At 71.8% G+C, this 15,258-nt stretch carries 12 protein-coding genes; 1 reads left to right on the top strand and 11 read right to left on the bottom strand.

The features are described 5' to 3' along the window. Window positions 1–236 precede the first annotated feature (236 nt). The 9 genes from ADK64_RS33455 to ADK64_RS33415 form a co-directional block, all read right to left on the bottom strand. The gene (locus tag ADK64_RS33455; RefSeq protein WP_053665307.1) at window positions 237–2,546 is read right to left on the bottom strand and encodes a xanthine dehydrogenase family protein molybdopterin-binding subunit; all 2,310 of its coding nucleotides are present in this window, start codon (window positions 2,544–2,546) and stop codon (window positions 237–239) included. Next, window positions 2,543–4,393 carry a 2Fe-2S iron-sulfur cluster-binding protein gene (locus ADK64_RS33450; RefSeq protein WP_053665306.1) on the bottom strand — a complete coding sequence of 617 codons (1,851 nt, stop codon included), beginning with the start codon at window positions 4,391–4,393 and terminating at the stop codon, window positions 2,543–2,545. The genes ADK64_RS33455 and ADK64_RS33450 overlap by 4 nt, the downstream gene beginning before the upstream one ends. Further along, window positions 4,390–5,283, bottom strand: a complete 894-nt coding sequence (locus tag ADK64_RS33445) for an FAD binding domain-containing protein (protein ID WP_053665304.1) — start codon at window positions 5,281–5,283, stop codon at window positions 4,390–4,392. Before ADK64_RS33445 ends, ADK64_RS33450 begins: the two co-directional genes overlap by 4 nt. Before the next feature lie 240 nt (window positions 5,284–5,523). Further along, window positions 5,524–7,239: a beta-N-acetylhexosaminidase gene (locus tag ADK64_RS33440; protein WP_107093160.1), complete on the bottom strand. Its 1,716-nt coding sequence runs from the start codon at window positions 7,237–7,239 to the stop codon at window positions 5,524–5,526. A gap of 1 nt (window position 7,240) precedes the next feature. After that, window positions 7,241–8,065, bottom strand: a complete 825-nt coding sequence (locus tag ADK64_RS33435) for a carbohydrate ABC transporter permease (RefSeq protein ID WP_053665302.1) — start codon at window positions 8,063–8,065, stop codon at window positions 7,241–7,243. Further along, window positions 8,062–8,952 (bottom strand): carbohydrate ABC transporter permease, encoded by an 891-nt coding sequence (locus ADK64_RS33430; protein WP_053665300.1) that lies wholly within the window; start codon window positions 8,950–8,952, stop codon window positions 8,062–8,064. The genes ADK64_RS33435 and ADK64_RS33430 overlap by 4 nt, the downstream gene beginning before the upstream one ends. Continuing rightward, window positions 8,949–10,241: an extracellular solute-binding protein gene (locus tag ADK64_RS33425; RefSeq protein WP_053665298.1), complete on the bottom strand. Its 1,293-nt coding sequence runs from the start codon at window positions 10,239–10,241 to the stop codon at window positions 8,949–8,951. The genes ADK64_RS33430 and ADK64_RS33425 overlap by 4 nt, the downstream gene beginning before the upstream one ends. Window positions 10,242–10,421: 180 nt before the next feature. Continuing rightward, a complete protein-coding gene (locus ADK64_RS33420; RefSeq protein ID WP_053665779.1) occupies window positions 10,422–10,709 on the bottom strand; it encodes a DUF3039 domain-containing protein in 288 nt (95 codons plus the stop codon). Window positions 10,710–10,738: 29 nt separating this feature from the next. Continuing rightward, complete coding sequence (locus ADK64_RS33415; RefSeq protein WP_053665297.1) at window positions 10,739–11,311, bottom strand: YqgE/AlgH family protein; 573 nt, start codon at window positions 11,309–11,311, stop codon at window positions 10,739–10,741. Between the two features lie 268 nt (window positions 11,312–11,579). Here ADK64_RS33415 and murA point away from each other — a divergent pair, with 268 nt between their 5' ends. Continuing rightward, the gene (gene murA / locus ADK64_RS33410) at window positions 11,580–12,920 is read left to right on the top strand and encodes a UDP-N-acetylglucosamine 1-carboxyvinyltransferase (RefSeq protein ID WP_053665294.1); all 1,341 of its coding nucleotides are present in this window, start codon (window positions 11,580–11,582) and stop codon (window positions 12,918–12,920) included. Between the two features lie 209 nt (window positions 12,921–13,129). Here the strand turns inward: murA and ADK64_RS33405 are convergent, their stop codons facing one another. Further along, window positions 13,130–13,411 carry an HU family DNA-binding protein gene (locus tag ADK64_RS33405; protein ID WP_014673024.1) on the bottom strand — a complete coding sequence of 94 codons (282 nt, stop codon included), beginning with the start codon at window positions 13,409–13,411 and terminating at the stop codon, window positions 13,130–13,132. 369 nt (window positions 13,412–13,780) lie between these two features. Further along, window positions 13,781–15,196 (bottom strand): NAD-dependent malic enzyme, encoded by a 1,416-nt coding sequence (locus ADK64_RS33400; protein ID WP_053665292.1) that lies wholly within the window; start codon window positions 15,194–15,196, stop codon window positions 13,781–13,783. Window positions 15,197–15,258: the final 62 nt, after the last annotated feature.

The raw sequence follows: 15,258 nt of genomic DNA, 5'->3' as shown, positions 1-15,258 counted from the left end.
AACGTCCGTGAGCGCGACTGCCCCCACTGCTCCGCAGACTACGCCGCCCCACTGACAACGGCCCCCGCCGGAAAGGACGTCGGACGACCCGCGCACGTTCCGCGCCGGCGTGGTTCCCCGTCCGGCTGCGCCACCGGCCACGCCGTCCCGTGTCCCGCCCTCCCCGCTCCCGTGACGTGCCGGGCGTCCTGGCGCCGGTGCCGGCGACCGTCCCGTCGCTCACCCGGGACAGCGGCTCACTGGCCCGTCACCACCGCCGCCTGTGGCCGTATCGGCAGCCGGTTGACGGGGCGGCCGGTGGCCGCGCGGACGGCGGAGGCGATCGCCGCCGGTGCCGTGACGACCGGGACCGCGCTGACGGACTTGGCGCCGAAGGGGGCGACCACGTCCCGTTCCTCGACCAGTTTGACGATCCGGATGTCCGGCGCGTCCAGGGCGGTCGGCAGGGCGTATCCGGTCAGGTCGGGGTGGCGGACCAGACCGCGCGGCGTACGGAGGTTCTCCGTCAGGGCGATGCCGACGCCCTGCGTGACGCCCGCCTCGATCCGGGCGGCCAGCTGGGCGGGGTTCAGCACCCTTCCGACGTCCTGGGCGACCGCCAGCTCCACCACGCGCACCGAGCCCAGCTCGATGTCGACGTCCACCACCGCGCGGATCGCGCAGAACGCGAGGCCCACGAACGCGTCACCCTGGCCGGAGGCGTCGAGCGGCTCGGTGGGATGCGGGCGGCACTGCGCGGTGGCCCACAGTTCCTTGCCCTCCATCGCCTCCGTGACGGTGGTCGACAGGACGCCGTCGTACGAGGTGATCTTGCCGTCGGTGATCTGGAGCAGCTCGGTGGACATGCCGAACTTGTGCGCCAGCGGCTGCAGGAGCTGGGTGCGGACCATCTTCGCCGCGCGCTCCACCGCGCCGCCCGACACCCAGGTGTGCCGGCCCCGGCAGCCCGCGCCGGCCGGCGGCTGGTCGGTGTCGACCGGGGCCACGTGGACTTCCTCGATGCCGAGGGTCTCCTGCACGATCTGCCGGGCGAGGGTGGTGAAGCCCTGGCCGGTCTCGACGGCCGCGCAGAGCACCGTCGCCACGCCGTCGTGGACCTTCACCGTCGCCGTGGACACCTCGTCGGCGCCCTCCGCGCCGAGCATGTGCACCATGCCCAGGCCGTAGCCGACGCCCCGGCGCACCGCGTCGGGCTCGCCCGCTCCCTCGGGGCCGCCGGGCAGCAGCCAGTCCTCCTCGGGGGTGTCCTTCGGCAGGGCGGGGAGCGGGAAGTCCCGTACCGCCTGCAGGAGTTCGGCCACCGGGGCCGGGCACGTCACCGTCTGGCCGATCGGCAGGACGTCGCCCGTCGCGAGCGCGTTGCGCAGGCGCAGCTCGGCCGGGTCCAGGCCGACCTTCTTCGCCAGCTTGTCCATCTGCGCCTCGTAGGCCGCGCACACCTGGAGGGCGCCCTCACCGCGCACATGGCCGGAGGGCGGGTTGTTGGTGCGTACGGCCCAGCCCTCGATGAAGGCGTTCGGGACGACGTACGGGCCGCACGCGAAGGAGACGGCGGCGGCCAGGGCGTCGGCGGAGGTGTCGGCGTACGCGCCCGCGTCGAGCAGGATCTGCGCCTCGACCTTCACCAGCCTGCCCTCGGCGTCCGCGTGGTGGCGGTAGCGCAGCAGGGTGGGGTGGCGGTGGGTGTGGCCGAGGAAGGACTCCTCGCGCGTGGCCGTGAGCTTCACCGGGCAGCCGGTCCTGAGCGCGAGCAGGCCGAGCGGGAGCTGGAAGCCCTGGTCCTCGCGGTCGGCGGTGGCGCCGGGCACCCCGGTGACGACGATCTTCACCCGATCCGGGGACAGCCCGTAGCAGGCGGCGGCCGTGTTGCGGTCGGCGTGCGGGTCGGTGGAGCCCAGGTACAGCTCCACGCCGCCGTCGGGGCGGGGCACGGCGAGACCGGCCTCGGCGCCGATGGGGGCCGGGTCCTGGCGGCCGATGCGGTACTGGCCCTCCACCACGACCTCGCCGACCGCCGACGGGTCGCCGTGGTGCAGCGGGATGTGCCGGATCAGGTTGCCGTCGGGGTGCAGGGGTTCGGCCTCGAAGGCCTGCTCCGGGTCGGTGACCGGATCGAGTACCTCGTACTCGACGATGACGGCGGCGGCGGCCATCCGCGCGGTGTCCGGGTGGTCGGCGGCGACGGCGGCGATGGGCTCGCCGTGGTGGCGTACGACCTCGGAGGCGAACACCGGGCGGTCGGGGGTGCCGCGGCCGTGGCGGGGCGTGCCGGGCACGTCCTCGTGGGTGATGACCGCGCGGACGCCGGGCATCTCACGCGCGTGCGTGGTGTCGATGGACACGATGCGCGCGTGCGCGTGCGGGGAGCGCAGGACGGCCGCCCACAGCAGGCCCTCGGCCCACAGGTCGGCCGCGTACGGGAAGGTGCCCTCGGTCTTGGCGCGGGCGTCGGCGTGTGTCAGGGCCGAGCCGATGCCGTGCGGCAACGGCTCGGCCTCGGGGGCGGGTTCCGCGGCGGTCGTCGCCGTGGCGGCTTCGTTGCTCACGCCTGGCCTCCGTCCTGGCCGTAGTGCTGGTCGTGCGGTCCCGGAGTGCCGTACGGGTCGGGCGCGCCGTAGGGATCCGGTGCGTCGCCGTAGCCGCCGGAGGCGGCCTGCGGGGTGTCGAACGCGCCGGGCGCCTCGAACGCCGACGGGTGGACGCCGCCGGAGCCGGGGCCCGCCTGGTGCGGGATACGTGCCTCGTCCGCGCCGGTCTCACCGCCGCCCGCGTGCGCGGCCTCGCGTTCGGCCACGACCTCCTGGACGGCGTCCACGACGCCCCGGTAGCCGGAGCAGCGGCACAGGTTGCCGCACAGCGCCTGCCGGGTCTCCAGCTCGGTCGGCGCGGGGTTGCCCTCCAGCAGGTCGTGCACGGTCATCGCCATGCCCGGCACGCAGAAGCCGCACTGCACGGCACCGCACCGGGCGAGCGCGCGCTGCACGTCGGAGGGCTGCCCGTCGGCGGCGAGGCCCTCGACGGTGCGCACCTCGCTGCCGGCCGCGGTGACCGCCGGGACCAGGCAGGAGGCGACCAGACGGCCGTCGACCTGGACGTTGCAGGCGCCGCACTCGCCCTGCGAGCAGCCGTCCTTGGCGCCCGCGAGGCCGAGCCGTTCGCGCAGGACGTACAGCAGCGACTCGCCGATCCAGGCGTCCGTGACCGGGCGGTCGGCGCCGTTGACGCGCAGGACGTAGGAGGCGAGGGGGTGGTCGTCGTTCGGCGGGAGCGGCGCGGCGTGCTCCTCGGCGGCGGCCGACTCGCGCGCGGGCGCGGGCTCCTCGCCGGCCTCTTCGGTGCCGCTCCCGGGTGTGTCGTCCGCCGCCGGTACGACGGCCCCGGGCGCGTCGGCGGCCGGGTCCGGGGCGGTGGCGTCCCCCGCGTCGGCCGTGGCGGGCGGTGCGGCGGCCTGCGGGGCCGCCGCCGGGCTCATGGGTTCCTCGTGGCCCGCAGGGCCGTCAGCGAGGCGCTCAGGGGCGTTTGCGGGGGCGTGGCCGTCCGCCGGTCGCACGGCTTCCGGTTCGACGGGCTCGGCCAAGTCGCCGAACTCGCCGAACTCGCCGGTGTGACCGGCCTCCACGTGACCGGCGTCCGCCCGGTCGGGCTCCGCGTGCCCGGTGCCCCGGTGACCGGCGGCACCGTGCTCGGCCGGACCCTGACCGGCCGACTCGTGACCGGCGTGTTCCTGGCCGACCGGCTCGTGGCCGTACCGCTCCTCCTCCGCGTACGCCTGTGCCGCCGGGTCGCCCGCCGGGTGTGCGCCGGTGTGGTCGGGCAGGGGGTGCCCCGGGGTCCGCTGCTCCTCGGGGTGGTCCCAGGGCCGGCCGGTGTCCTGCGGCGCCCAGGGTGCGGACGCGCCGCCCGGCAGGGTCGCAGGCGGGGTGCCGCCCCACTGCTCGACCAGGGCGGACGTGGTGAACTCACCCGATTCGTCCGGAAGATCGCCACCGGCGACGGGGATGGACCACTGTCCGGTGACGTCGTGCCCGGCGGCCGGGGCGGCGGGCTCCTCGAAGGTCCACTGCTGGGTCGCGCCGGGCTGGTAGGTGAACCGGTCGTCCACGGCCTGCGCCGGGGGCGCCGCGTTCGGGTCCGGCCACTCGGTGCCGCCCGCGGGCGCGGCCCAGGTGCCGGTCGCGGCGGGGTCGCCGGTGCCGGGGGCGACCGTTATGCGCGGCGGCACATAGCCGTGACCGGGCGCGGCCAGCGGGCTGTCGCCGGACAGCAGGGCGTCGATGCCGCCCTCGGGGAGCTTGACGAAGGCGGTGGCGCCGTCGTCGTAGTCGCCCTGGGGCAGCGGGTCCCAGCGGCCGCCGCCCTGGGACGTACCCTCTCCGTGCTGGTCGTCGGTCACGACAGCGCCCTCCCCAGTGCTCGTCGGGCCAGTGCGGCGACGCTGCGCCGCAGGTGCAGTACGGCGGGCGGAAGCGCGGGCACCGAGCCGTCGGGCTCCGGTGCCGGGTCCGGGATGCAGGCCGCGGCGACGTACTCGCCGAAGGCGCTCAGCGCCTCCGGTACGAGCGCGCGGTCGTTGTCCCAGTCGATCAGCTGCGAGACCCACTGCTCGGCCTCCAGGGGCCTGAGCGGCATCGGCGCTATGGCGCCGACGGCGCACCGCACTCCGCGCCGGGCGGGGTCGAGGACGAGGGCCACGGAGGCCAGCGCGCGGCCCGGGCCGGTGCGTCCGGTCGCCTTCAGGAAGACCTGCGGGGCGTGCAGCAGCGGTACGCGCACGTAGCCGATGAGTTCGCCGCCGCGCAGCATCTCCATGCCGGCCAGCAGGTGCGACACGGGGATCTCCCGGCGGGCTCCGCCCGGGCCCGCGATGATCAGTGTCGCCTCCAGGGCGGCGAGGACCGGCAGCGCGTCGCCCGTCGGCGCGGCCGAGGCGATGTTGCCGCCCAGGGTGCCCGCGTTGCGGATGTGCGGCGGGCCCGCGGCACGCGCGGCGGCGGCGAGCGCCGGGATCAGGGCCGCGAAGTCGGGGCGGCCCATGCGCGCATGCGTGAGGCCCGCGCCGAGCAGCGCGTGGCCGTCCTGGTACTGCCAGCCGCGGATCTCGCTGATCCGCCCGAGGCCCACCAGGGCGGCGGGCCTGAGCTGGCCGGAGTTGACGGCGGCCATCAGATCGGTGCCGCCCGCGACGGGCACGGCAGTGGGCACGGCGCCGAGGGCCGCCACCGCCTCGTCCAGCGTCGTGGGCAGCGTGACGGCCTGCGCCGCCTGCGGTGCGTGCGTGGTCAAACCGGCTGCCCCTTCCCGCTGCCCCACCTGGTCCCACCTGTGTGGCCGTACGGTACGTGCACACAGGGCGGACGTGGCAACTCTGGCACATCTTCGCAACGACCGAACGCGGGGGTCCGCTAGGAGGCATTCGCCCACTTCATCGCGGAGATGGTCCGTTTTCATACGGCATCACCCGTGCGCACCGATTGACACTCTTCGGTGACTCTTGGCGCGTTTTTCACCACGCGTTCGGGGCGGTCACTTGTTCGGCGGCGGCCCCTCGAGGGGTCGGCCGAGGACACCGGGCCGCCGCTGCCACGGCCGGGGTCCGGCGGGTGGCCGGTAGGCGACCCCGAGGGCGTCAAGTCGACCGTAGTGGGCGGCCATCCGGCGTTCGAAGCCGGCGAAGTCCCGTTCCGCGGGGGCGGGCAGCCGGCTCCAGGCGACCTCCGCGAAGGCCGCGAGCCGGGGGAAGGTCTGGTAGTCCACGCGCGCGGTGTCCTCCAGCACCTCGGTCCAGACGTTGGCCTGGGTGCCCAGCACCTGCCGGGCCTCCGCCTCGGTGAGCCCGTCCGGAACGGGTTCGAACCGGTAGACGTCCTCCAGGGTGCGCACGAAGCCGATCGGCACCGGCTCGTCCTCGCCCGGGGCCTGACGGTGGTCCAGATACACGTACTGCTCCGGGCACATGACGACGTCGTGACCGGCCCGCGCGGCCGCGATCCCGCCGCCGTAGCCGCGCCAGGACGACACCGCGGCCCCCTCGGCGAGGCCGCCCTCCAGGATCTCGTCCCAGCCGATGAGCCGGCGCCCGCGCGCGGAGAGCCACGCGTCGAAGTGCCCGATGAACCACGACTGCAACGCGTCCTCGTCGGTGAGACCGAGATCCGCGATCCGGGTCTTCGCGGTCACCGACTCGGTCCACTGCTCCTTGCGGCATTCGTCACCGCCGACGTGCACGAACGAGGAGAACGGCGAGGACTGAACGGCGTCCGCCGGGAACAGCTCCAGGACCTCCTCGAACACCCCCTCGTAGAAACGCAGGGTGGTGTCGGTGGGGGCGAGTACGTTGGCGGAGATCCCCCAGTTGTCCCAGACGGTGAGGGCGGTGGTGTCGATGACGTCGGTGTTGCCGAGTTCCGGGTACGCGGCGATGGCGGCCTGCGAGTGGCCCGGTACGTCGATTTCCGGGACGACGGCGATATGCCGCTCGGCGGCGTAGGCGACGATCTCGCGGATGTCGTCCTGGGTGTAGTAACCCCCGTGCGGCTTCTCCTCCCACCGCGGGGAGGCCCGGTGACCGAATTTCGACCGTGCCCGCCAGGAGGCGGTCTCGGTGAGCTTCGGGTAGCGCTTGATCTCGATGCGCCAGCCCTGGTCGTCGGTCAGATGGAAGTGGAAGACGTTGAGTTTGTGCGCGGCCATCAGGTCGAGGTAGCGCAGCACGTCTTCCTTGGGCATGAAGTGCCGGGCGACGTCGAGGAGAAGACCTCGCCAGCGGAATCGGGGCGCGTCGTGGATGGTGACCGCGGGGAACTCCCACTGCTGCCGGCGGGCGACCGGGGCGCGCCGGAAGGCCTCCGGGCCCAGCAGTTGACGGAAGGTCTGCGCACCCCAGAACAGGCCTGTCTCGCTCGCGCCGTCGATCGCGATGAGGGAGCCGTCGGCGCACAGCCGATAGGCCTCGGGACTGCCGAGTTCCCCGGCGAGCGAGGGCACGATCCGCAGCAGGACGCGGTTCACGTTGCGGCGGTGCGGGCGCAGCGGGAATCCGGTCGCCGCGCCGACGGTCGCGCGCAGCCACTGCGCCACCCGCTCGGTGCCCTCGGCGGCGTCGATCTCCGTATCGGCGTCGATGACGTGCCCGGTGCCACCGCCGGGCAGCGAGGCGGACACCCGGCTCGGCGCCGGGACCAGCGCCACATCGGGGTCCGGGAAGAGGAACCGCTTGTCGTCGTTCGTGTCGTCGCTCATGTCAGTCCTTTACCGCTCCGCCCAGTCCGGAGACCAGACGTCGCTGTACGAGTACGAAGAAGACCAGCACCGGAATCGTCATCACCGTGGACGCGGCCATGACCCCGCCCCAGTCCGGGTCGTCCGGTTTGTAGAACACCAGCAGGGCCATCGGCAGGGTCGACTGTGAGGTGTCGCTGATGATGAAGGACTTGGCGAACAGGAAGTCGTTCCAGGCCGAGATGAAGGAAAACACGCTCGTGGCCACCAGACCGGGCAGGACGAGCGGGAAAAGGATCTGCCACAGGAATCGCGCACGGCTCGCCCCGTCGAGGTGGGCGGCCTCCTCCAGGGCCTCCGGAACCGCTTTCACGAACCCCCTCAGCATCCAGATCGCGAAGGGCAGCGAGAAGGCGATGTGGGGCAGGATCAGCGAGCCGAGCGTGTTCAACTGACCGAAGTCCCGCATGAGGAAGAACAGCGGGATCGTGAGGGCTTCCACGGGCACCATCTGGGCCACCAGGAACATGATCAGCAGGGTCGTCCGGAAGCGGAAACGGAATCGTGTGACGGCGGTCGCGGCGAGAAACGCGATGAGCGCCGAGGCGATCACCACACTGCACGCCACCACCAGGCTGTTGACGAAGTACCGGCCGAATTCCTGCTGTCCGAACACCCGCCGGAACGAGTCCAGGGAGGGCGCCCAGGTCCACGGCCGCGGCTCGGCCGAACGGATCTCCCCGGCCGGTTTGAAGGCGCTGAGCACCATCCAGTACAGGGGGAACGCCACGACGACGGCGACGAGCAGCGCCACCCCCTCCGCACACAGTCTCCAGGGCCGCCTCACAGCTCCTCCCCCTGCCGGCGCAGCATGCGCAGATACAGCAGGGTCACGGCGAGCAGGATCAGCAGCATCACCACGCCGATCGCCGAGCCGAGGCCGTACTGCGAGGAGGCGAACGCCTTCTGGTAGGCGTACACGTTCAGCACCAGGTTCTGGCCCGCGATGCCGCCGCCGTTCGTCATGACGTAGATCTGTGTGAACACCTTGAAGTCCCAGATGACCGACTGGATGGTGACGACGGTGAGGATCGGCCGCAGCATCGGTGCGAGCACGGAACGCCAGATCCGCCACGGCGAGGCGCCGTCGAGCGCCGCGGCCTCCAGCACCTCGGCGGGTACGGCGCGGATCCCGGCGTAGACGGTGATCATCACGAACGGGAAGGAGCACCAGACCACTTCGAGCAGGACCAGCAGGAACGCGCTGTACCGGCCGTAGGTCCACGAGTGGTCCCCGAGCCCGAGGACCCGGTTCACCGGCCCGGAGTCGGGGTCGAACAGGAACAGCCACACCGTGGACCCGGTGACCGCCGGTGTCGCCCACGCGCCCAGCGCGGCCAGCATCAGCGCCAGCCGGGGCACGGCACGCACGCGTGTGAGCAGCACGGCGAGCGCGCACCCGACGGCGAGCGTGCACCCGACACAGGCCGCCGCGAACACCACGGTGGCCAGCAGCACCTGCCAGAACTGCCCGTCGGAGAACAGGTCGGCGTAGTTCCCGAACCCCCGGAAGCTGGTCGGCTCACCCCCGCTGACCTGGGCCTGGGTGTACCGGAAGACCGAGATCAGGCCGAGTTGGTACACGGGGTAGGCGAGGAGGGCGGCGAGCACGACGAGGGCGGGGGCGAGAAAGAGCCAGGGGACGGCGGTGTTCCGCCGGCTCGGGGTCCTCATCCCGCGGAGCCGAACGCGTCGTCCATCTTCCCGGCGGCTTCCCGCGAGGCCGCGTCCACGCTCTTCTTGCCGCTGACGACCTCCTGGAACATCGTCGGCAGCACCAGCGACGAGTCGATCTGCGCCCACGCGGGCGATGCGGGCACGAACTTGGTGCCGGCGGCCAGGGTCGCCACGAAGGGCCGCACGAACGGCTCCTTCGCGGCCGCCCGGTCACGGACGTCCGAGAACGTCGGCAGGAAGCCCATCGCGTCGAACATCTGCGCCTGTGTCTTCTTCGACGCCAGCCGCTCCATGAGGTCCACGGCGAGTGTGCGGTGCGTGGTGCTCTTCAGCACACCGATGTTGTTGCCGCCCGCGAACGCCGGGGCGATCGAGCCGGGGGCCGCACCGGGCAGCGGTACGACGGCGTACTTGCCCTTGGCCTTCCCGGCCTCGACGGCCGCGTGGCTGAAGTCGCCGCCGATGGCCATGCCCGCCTTGCCGGCGGCGAACGCGGTCACCGTGTCGTTGCCGCCCATGCCCGCGCAGGTGGCGGGCGGGCAGTTGGCGTCGGTGAAGAGGTCCGTGTAGGCCTTGATCCCCTTGCGGGCGGCGCCGGTGTCGATCGCGGCGGCGTACGAACCGTCCTTGCCGGTGGCCAGTTCGCCGCCGTTCGCCCACAGGAAGGGCAGGGCGCCGTAGGTGTAGGCGCCGCCGACGGCCAGGCCGTACAGATCGGGGCGCGCGGAGCGGATCGTACGGGCCGTGGTGGCCAGCTCGGCCAGGGACCTGGGCGGTTTCAGGCCGAGTTCACGGAAGACGTCGGTGCGGTAGTACAGGGCGCGGACGCCGACGTAGAAGGGTGCGCCGTAGACCTTGTCGGCCACGGTGACCGACTGCCGGGCGGTCGGGTCGGTGTCCTTGGTCTCGCTCCAGGCGGAGAACTCCCGGGTGACGTCGAGGAGTCCGCCGTCGTGGACGTAGCCGGCGGTGTCGGTGTTGCCGTACTCGATGACGTCCGGCGCGGACTTCGGGTCGTTGAACGCCGCCTTGACACGCTGGGCGCGGGTCTCGACGGGGATGTACTCGACGTCGGCCTTCGTACCCTTGTGGGCCTTCTCGAAGGCGGCGACGACCGAGTCGACGACCTTCTGCTTCGGCTCGTTGCCGACCTCCTGGAAGAGCCACACCCGCAGGGTGCCGCTCTTGTCGTCCCGGTCGGACGCGGAGTTGGCGGAGGTCTGCGGGGCGCAGCCGGTGGCGACGGCGAGGGTGAGCAGTGCGGCGAGGGAGACGTACGGCTTCATGCAGCGTTCCTCCTGCGTTGCAGCATATGCAATGACTGTTTCACTCTGCACAACACCACGGAGGCTATGGACAACATGAACATGCCGACAAGAGGTCTCAACCACTTCGTGACATGCGAAAGGCCCTCGCGGCGCGCCGGAACGCACCTCGAGGGCCTTGCAGACCTCAGGCGGAGGGGACTACTTCTTGTCCCCGCCCTTGCCCTTGTCGTCGCCGCCGCTGCCCATGGACTCGTAGATCTCCTTGCACATGGGGCACACGGGGTACTTCTTCGGGTCGCGGCCCGGCACCCAGACCTTGCCGCACAGCGCCACGACGGGGGTGCCGTCGAGGGCGCTCGCCATGATCTTGTCCTTCTGGACGTAGTGGGCGAAGCGCTCGTGGTCGCCGTCGCCGTGGGACACCTGTGGCGTCGGCTCTACGAGGGTCCCCGTACCAGTCCCGCGCTCGGGCTCAAGAGTGCTCATACCGCCCAGGGTACTGAAGCGCACACGCATCAGTTGAGCGAAGGGTCGTCCGGATACGTGGCCACCATCGCCAGCTCGTTGCGCTGACGGCGCAGCACTTCGCGCCACAGCCGCTCGGGCGCCGGCGAGGAGACGTCACCGGGCTCGGACTCGACCACGTACCACGCGCCCTCGACCAGCTCGTCCTCCAGCTGGCCGGGGCCCCAGCCGGCGTATCCGGCGAAGATGCGCAGGCTGCCGAGGGCCGCGGCGAGCAGCTCCGGCGGGGCCTCCAGGTCGATCAGGCCGATCGCGCCGTGCACCCGGCGCCAGCCGAGCGGAGCGATGTCGCCGTGCGCGCCGCCCGGGACGACCGCGACGCCGAGCGCCGAGTCCAGCGAGACCGGACCCCCCTGGAAGACCACCCCCGGCTCGCCGGCGAGGTCGGCCCAGCCCTCCAGGATGTCGCCGACGTCCACCGGGGTGGGACGGTTGAGGACGACACCGAGGGAGCCCTCCTCGTCGTGGTCGAGAAGGAGCACCACCGCACGGTCGAAGTTCGGGTCCGCCAGGGCCGGTGTTGCCACGAGCAGCCGCCCTGTGAGCGAGGACACCTCGGTCATGCCAGACATGATCCCGCATCTTTCCCCGGTGTGGGGAGCCAATCGGGGGGACGCAGCTCAGGGCGTAGGGGAGCGAGCCCGGCGCACGCCCACGTGCGGTGACCCCATGTGCCCGATTGGGAACGGTTCGTGTTGTGACACAGCTATGACGCGGCTTGGCGGTCCTTGGGCTTACTGGCGGGGGGTGATCGGCGACTACGCTGTCCCTCCGGCCCCCGCGCAACAGTGTCCGGCCGCCCCCTGCCCAACTCATCGGAACGCGAGATTCATGACCGTCAACGACGATGTCCTGCTTGTCCACGGCGGAACCCCGCTCGAGGGCGAGATCCGTGTCCGCGGTGCGAAGAACCTCGTACCGAAGGCCATGGTCGCCGCCCTGCTGGGCAGCGGCCCGAGCCGACTGCGCAATGTTCCGGACATCCGTGACGTGCGCGTCGTACGCGGTCTGCTGCAACTGCACGGGGTGACGGTCCGTCCGGGCGACGAGCCCGGCGAGCTGGTCCTGGACCCGACGCACGTCGAGAGCGCCAACGTCGCCGACATCGACGCGCACGCCGGTTCCAGCCGTATCCCGATCCTGTTCTGCGGGCCCCTGCTGCACCGCCTGGGCCACGCGTTCATCCCGGGTCTGGGCGGCTGCGACATCGGCGGCCGGCCCATCGACTTCCACTTCGACGTGCTGCGGCAGTTCGGCGCGACCATCGAGAAGCGCGCGGACGGGCAGTACCTGGAAGCGCCTCAGCGGCTGCGCGGCACGAAGATCCGCCTTCCCTACCCGTCCGTCGGCGCGACCGAGCAGGTGCTGCTGACGGCCGTACTCGCCGAGGGTGTCACCGAGTTGTCCAACGCGGCCGTCGAGCCGGAGATCGAGGACCTCATCTGCGTACTGCAGAAGATGGGCGCGATCATCGCGATGGACACCGACCGCACGATCCGCATCACCGGTGTGGACAAGCTCGGCGGTTACACCCACGCGGCCCTGCCGGACCGCCTGGAGGCCGCCTCCTGGGCCTCGGCGGCGCTCGCGACCAACGGCAACATCTACATCCGCGGCGCCCAGCAGCGCTCGATGATGACGTTCCTGAACACCTACCGGAAGGTGGGCGGTGCCTTCGAGATCGACGACGAGGGCATCCGCTTCTGGCACCCGGGCGGCCAGCTGAAGTCCATCGCGCTGGAGACGGACGTGCACCCCGGTTTCCAGACCGACTGGCAGCAGCCGCTGGTGGTGGCCCTGACGCAGGCCACGGGCCTGTCCATCATCCACGAGACGGTCTACGAGTCCCGCCTGGGCTTCACGTCGGCCCTCAACCAGATGGGCGCCCACATCCAGCTCTACCGCGAGTGCCTGGGCGGCTCGGACTGCCGCTTCGGCCAGCGCAACTTCCTGCACTCCGCGGTCGTCTCCGGCCCCACCAAGCTCCAGGGCGCCGACCTGGTCATCCCCGACCTGCGCGGCGGCTTCTCGTACCTCATCGCGGCCCTGGCGGCCGAGGGCACGTCCCGCGTCCACGGCATCGACCTCATCAACCGCGGCTACGAGAACTTCATGGAGAAGCTCGTGGAACTGGGCGCGAAGGTCGAACTGCCCGGCAAGGCACTCGGCTAGACGCCACGGACGTCAGAAAGGGCGGCCCCCCTCGGAAGGGGGGCCGCCCTTTCTGACGTCTTCAGCCGGGGCGCACCCCGAAAGGGGCGCGGGGCCGCAGTAACCTGCGACCCCGCCGCGTGGGCGCGACCAGCCACGACGGGCCGGCGGTCACCCGCGGCGCTCCGGTCGAACGGCGCTCCGGCGGACCGGCGCTCGAAGCGGAGCGCTTACTTGCCCTTGGCCGCTTCCTTGAGCTTGCTGCCCGCGGTGACCTTCACGCTGAAGCCGGCGGGGATGTTGATGGGCTCGCCGGTCTGCGGGTTGCGCGCGGTACGAGCGGCACGGTGGGTGCGCTCGAAGGTCAGGAAGCCGGGGATGGTGACCTTCTCGTCGCCCTTGGCGACGATCTCGCCGACGGTCTCGGCGAACGCGGCCAGCACAGCGTCGGCGTCCTTGCGGGTCACCTCGGCGCGGTCGGCCAGCGCGGCCACCAGCTCACTGCGGTTCATGTTGTTACTCCCGTGTTTTTCTTGCCGTTGGGTCGTGCCACGCGGCGGAGCCGCCCGAGGCACTGCGATGCCGATGCGCTCGCGCCCAGGGACGCATCCTGCCCCTACCTGCGGCGGGAAAGCCAATCCGGCACCCGTAGGAGTCGTGAGAACACCCAGGGGAGTCACACGAAAAGCGCCTGATCGGCGTCACCCTAGAGCGCGCCCGGCATGTGGTGGTTCCACGACGCGCCGGTGCGGGGGCCGCCGTGTTGATCCTCACAGCCCCTGCACAGTACGACACGCCGTCACCGGGCCGACGCCCGGGCGTCTTTCCGCCTTCACCCGGCCGGGCGCAGTGGCGCCCGGCTCCAGGGTGCGCTGGGGCCCTCAGGCCGTCGCGCTAGCGGCCTTCGCGGCCTCGCGGACCGCGCCCGCCACCGCGCCGGCGACCTTGTCGTTGAAGACGCTCGGGATGATGTAGTTCGGGTTCAGCTCGTCCTTGCTGACCACGTCGGCGAGGGCGTGCGCGGCGGCGAGCATCATCTCGGTGTTGACGGTGCGGGACTGGGCGTCCAGCAGGCCGCGGAAGACACCCGGAAAGACCAGCACGTTGTTGATCTGGTTCGGGAAGTCGGAGCGGCCAGTGGCCACGACGGCGGCCGTCTGACGGGCGATCGCCGGGTCCACCTCGGGGTCGGGGTTCGCAAGCGCGAACACGATGGCGCCGTCGGCCATGGCGGCCACGTCGTGGCCGTCGAGGACGTTCGGGGCGGAGACGCCGATGAAGACGTCGGCGCCGCGCACGGCCTCCTTCAGGGTGCCGGTCAGGCCCTCGGGGTTGGTGTTGTCGGCGATCCAGCGCAGCGCCGAGTCGGCCGGGGCGTCCACCAGGTCCGCGCGGCCGGAGTGCACGACACCGTGGATGTCGGCGACGACGGCGTTCTTCACGCCCGCGGCGAGCAGCAGCTTCAGGATCGCCGTACCGGCCGCGCCGGCGCCGGACATGACGACCCGGATGTTCTCGATGGCCTTGTCCGCGACGCGCAGGGCGTTGGTCAGGGCGGCGAGGACGACGATGGCGGTGCCGTGCTGGTCGTCGTGGAAGACGGGGATGTCGAGGGCCTCGCGCAGGCGGGCCTCGATCTCGAAGCAGCGCGGCGCGGAGATGTCCTCGAGGTTGATGCCGGCGAAGCCGGGGGCGATCGCCTTGACGATCTCGACGATCGCGTCGGTGTCCTGGGTGTCCAGGCACAGCGGCCAGGCGTCGATGCCGGCGAAGCGCTTGAAGAGGGCCGCCTTGCCCTCCATGACGGGCAGCGCGGCCTTGGGGCCGATATTGCCGAGGCCGAGCACGGCGGAGCCGTCCGTCACGACCGCAACGGAGTTGCGCTTGATGGTGAGGCGGCGGGCGTCCTCGGGGTTCTGGGCGATCGCCATGCAGACGCGGGCCACACCCGGCGTGTAGATCATCGAGAGATCGTCACGGTTGCGGATGGGGTGCTTGGACTGCATCTCGATCTTGCCGCCGAGGTGCATCAGGAACGTACGGTCGGAGACCTTGCCGAGGGTGACGCCCTCGATGCCGCGCAGCTCCTCGACGATCTCCTCGGCGTGGGCCGTGGAGGTGGCCGCGATGGTGACGTCGATTCGGAGCTTCTCGTGCCCGGACGCGGTGACGTCGAGGCCGGTCACCGAGCCTCCGGAGGACTCCACCGCGGTGGTGAGCTGCGAGACGGCGGTTCCGCTCGCGGGCACCTCCAGCCGGATGGTCATCGAGTAGGAGACGCTGGGCGCCGTTGCCATGGCCGACTTCCTCTGCTTTCACCGTGTCGCGAGTTGTGCCGTCCGATCGTCGCACCTACCGC

The sequence above is a fragment of the Streptomyces sp. MMG1121 genome, from assembly GCF_001280015.1.
Lineage (GTDB): Bacteria > Actinomycetota > Actinomycetes > Streptomycetales > Streptomycetaceae > Streptomyces.
The sequence above is the reverse complement of the archived record's forward strand: the minus strand, read 5'-3'. Positions and strand labels throughout refer to the sequence as shown.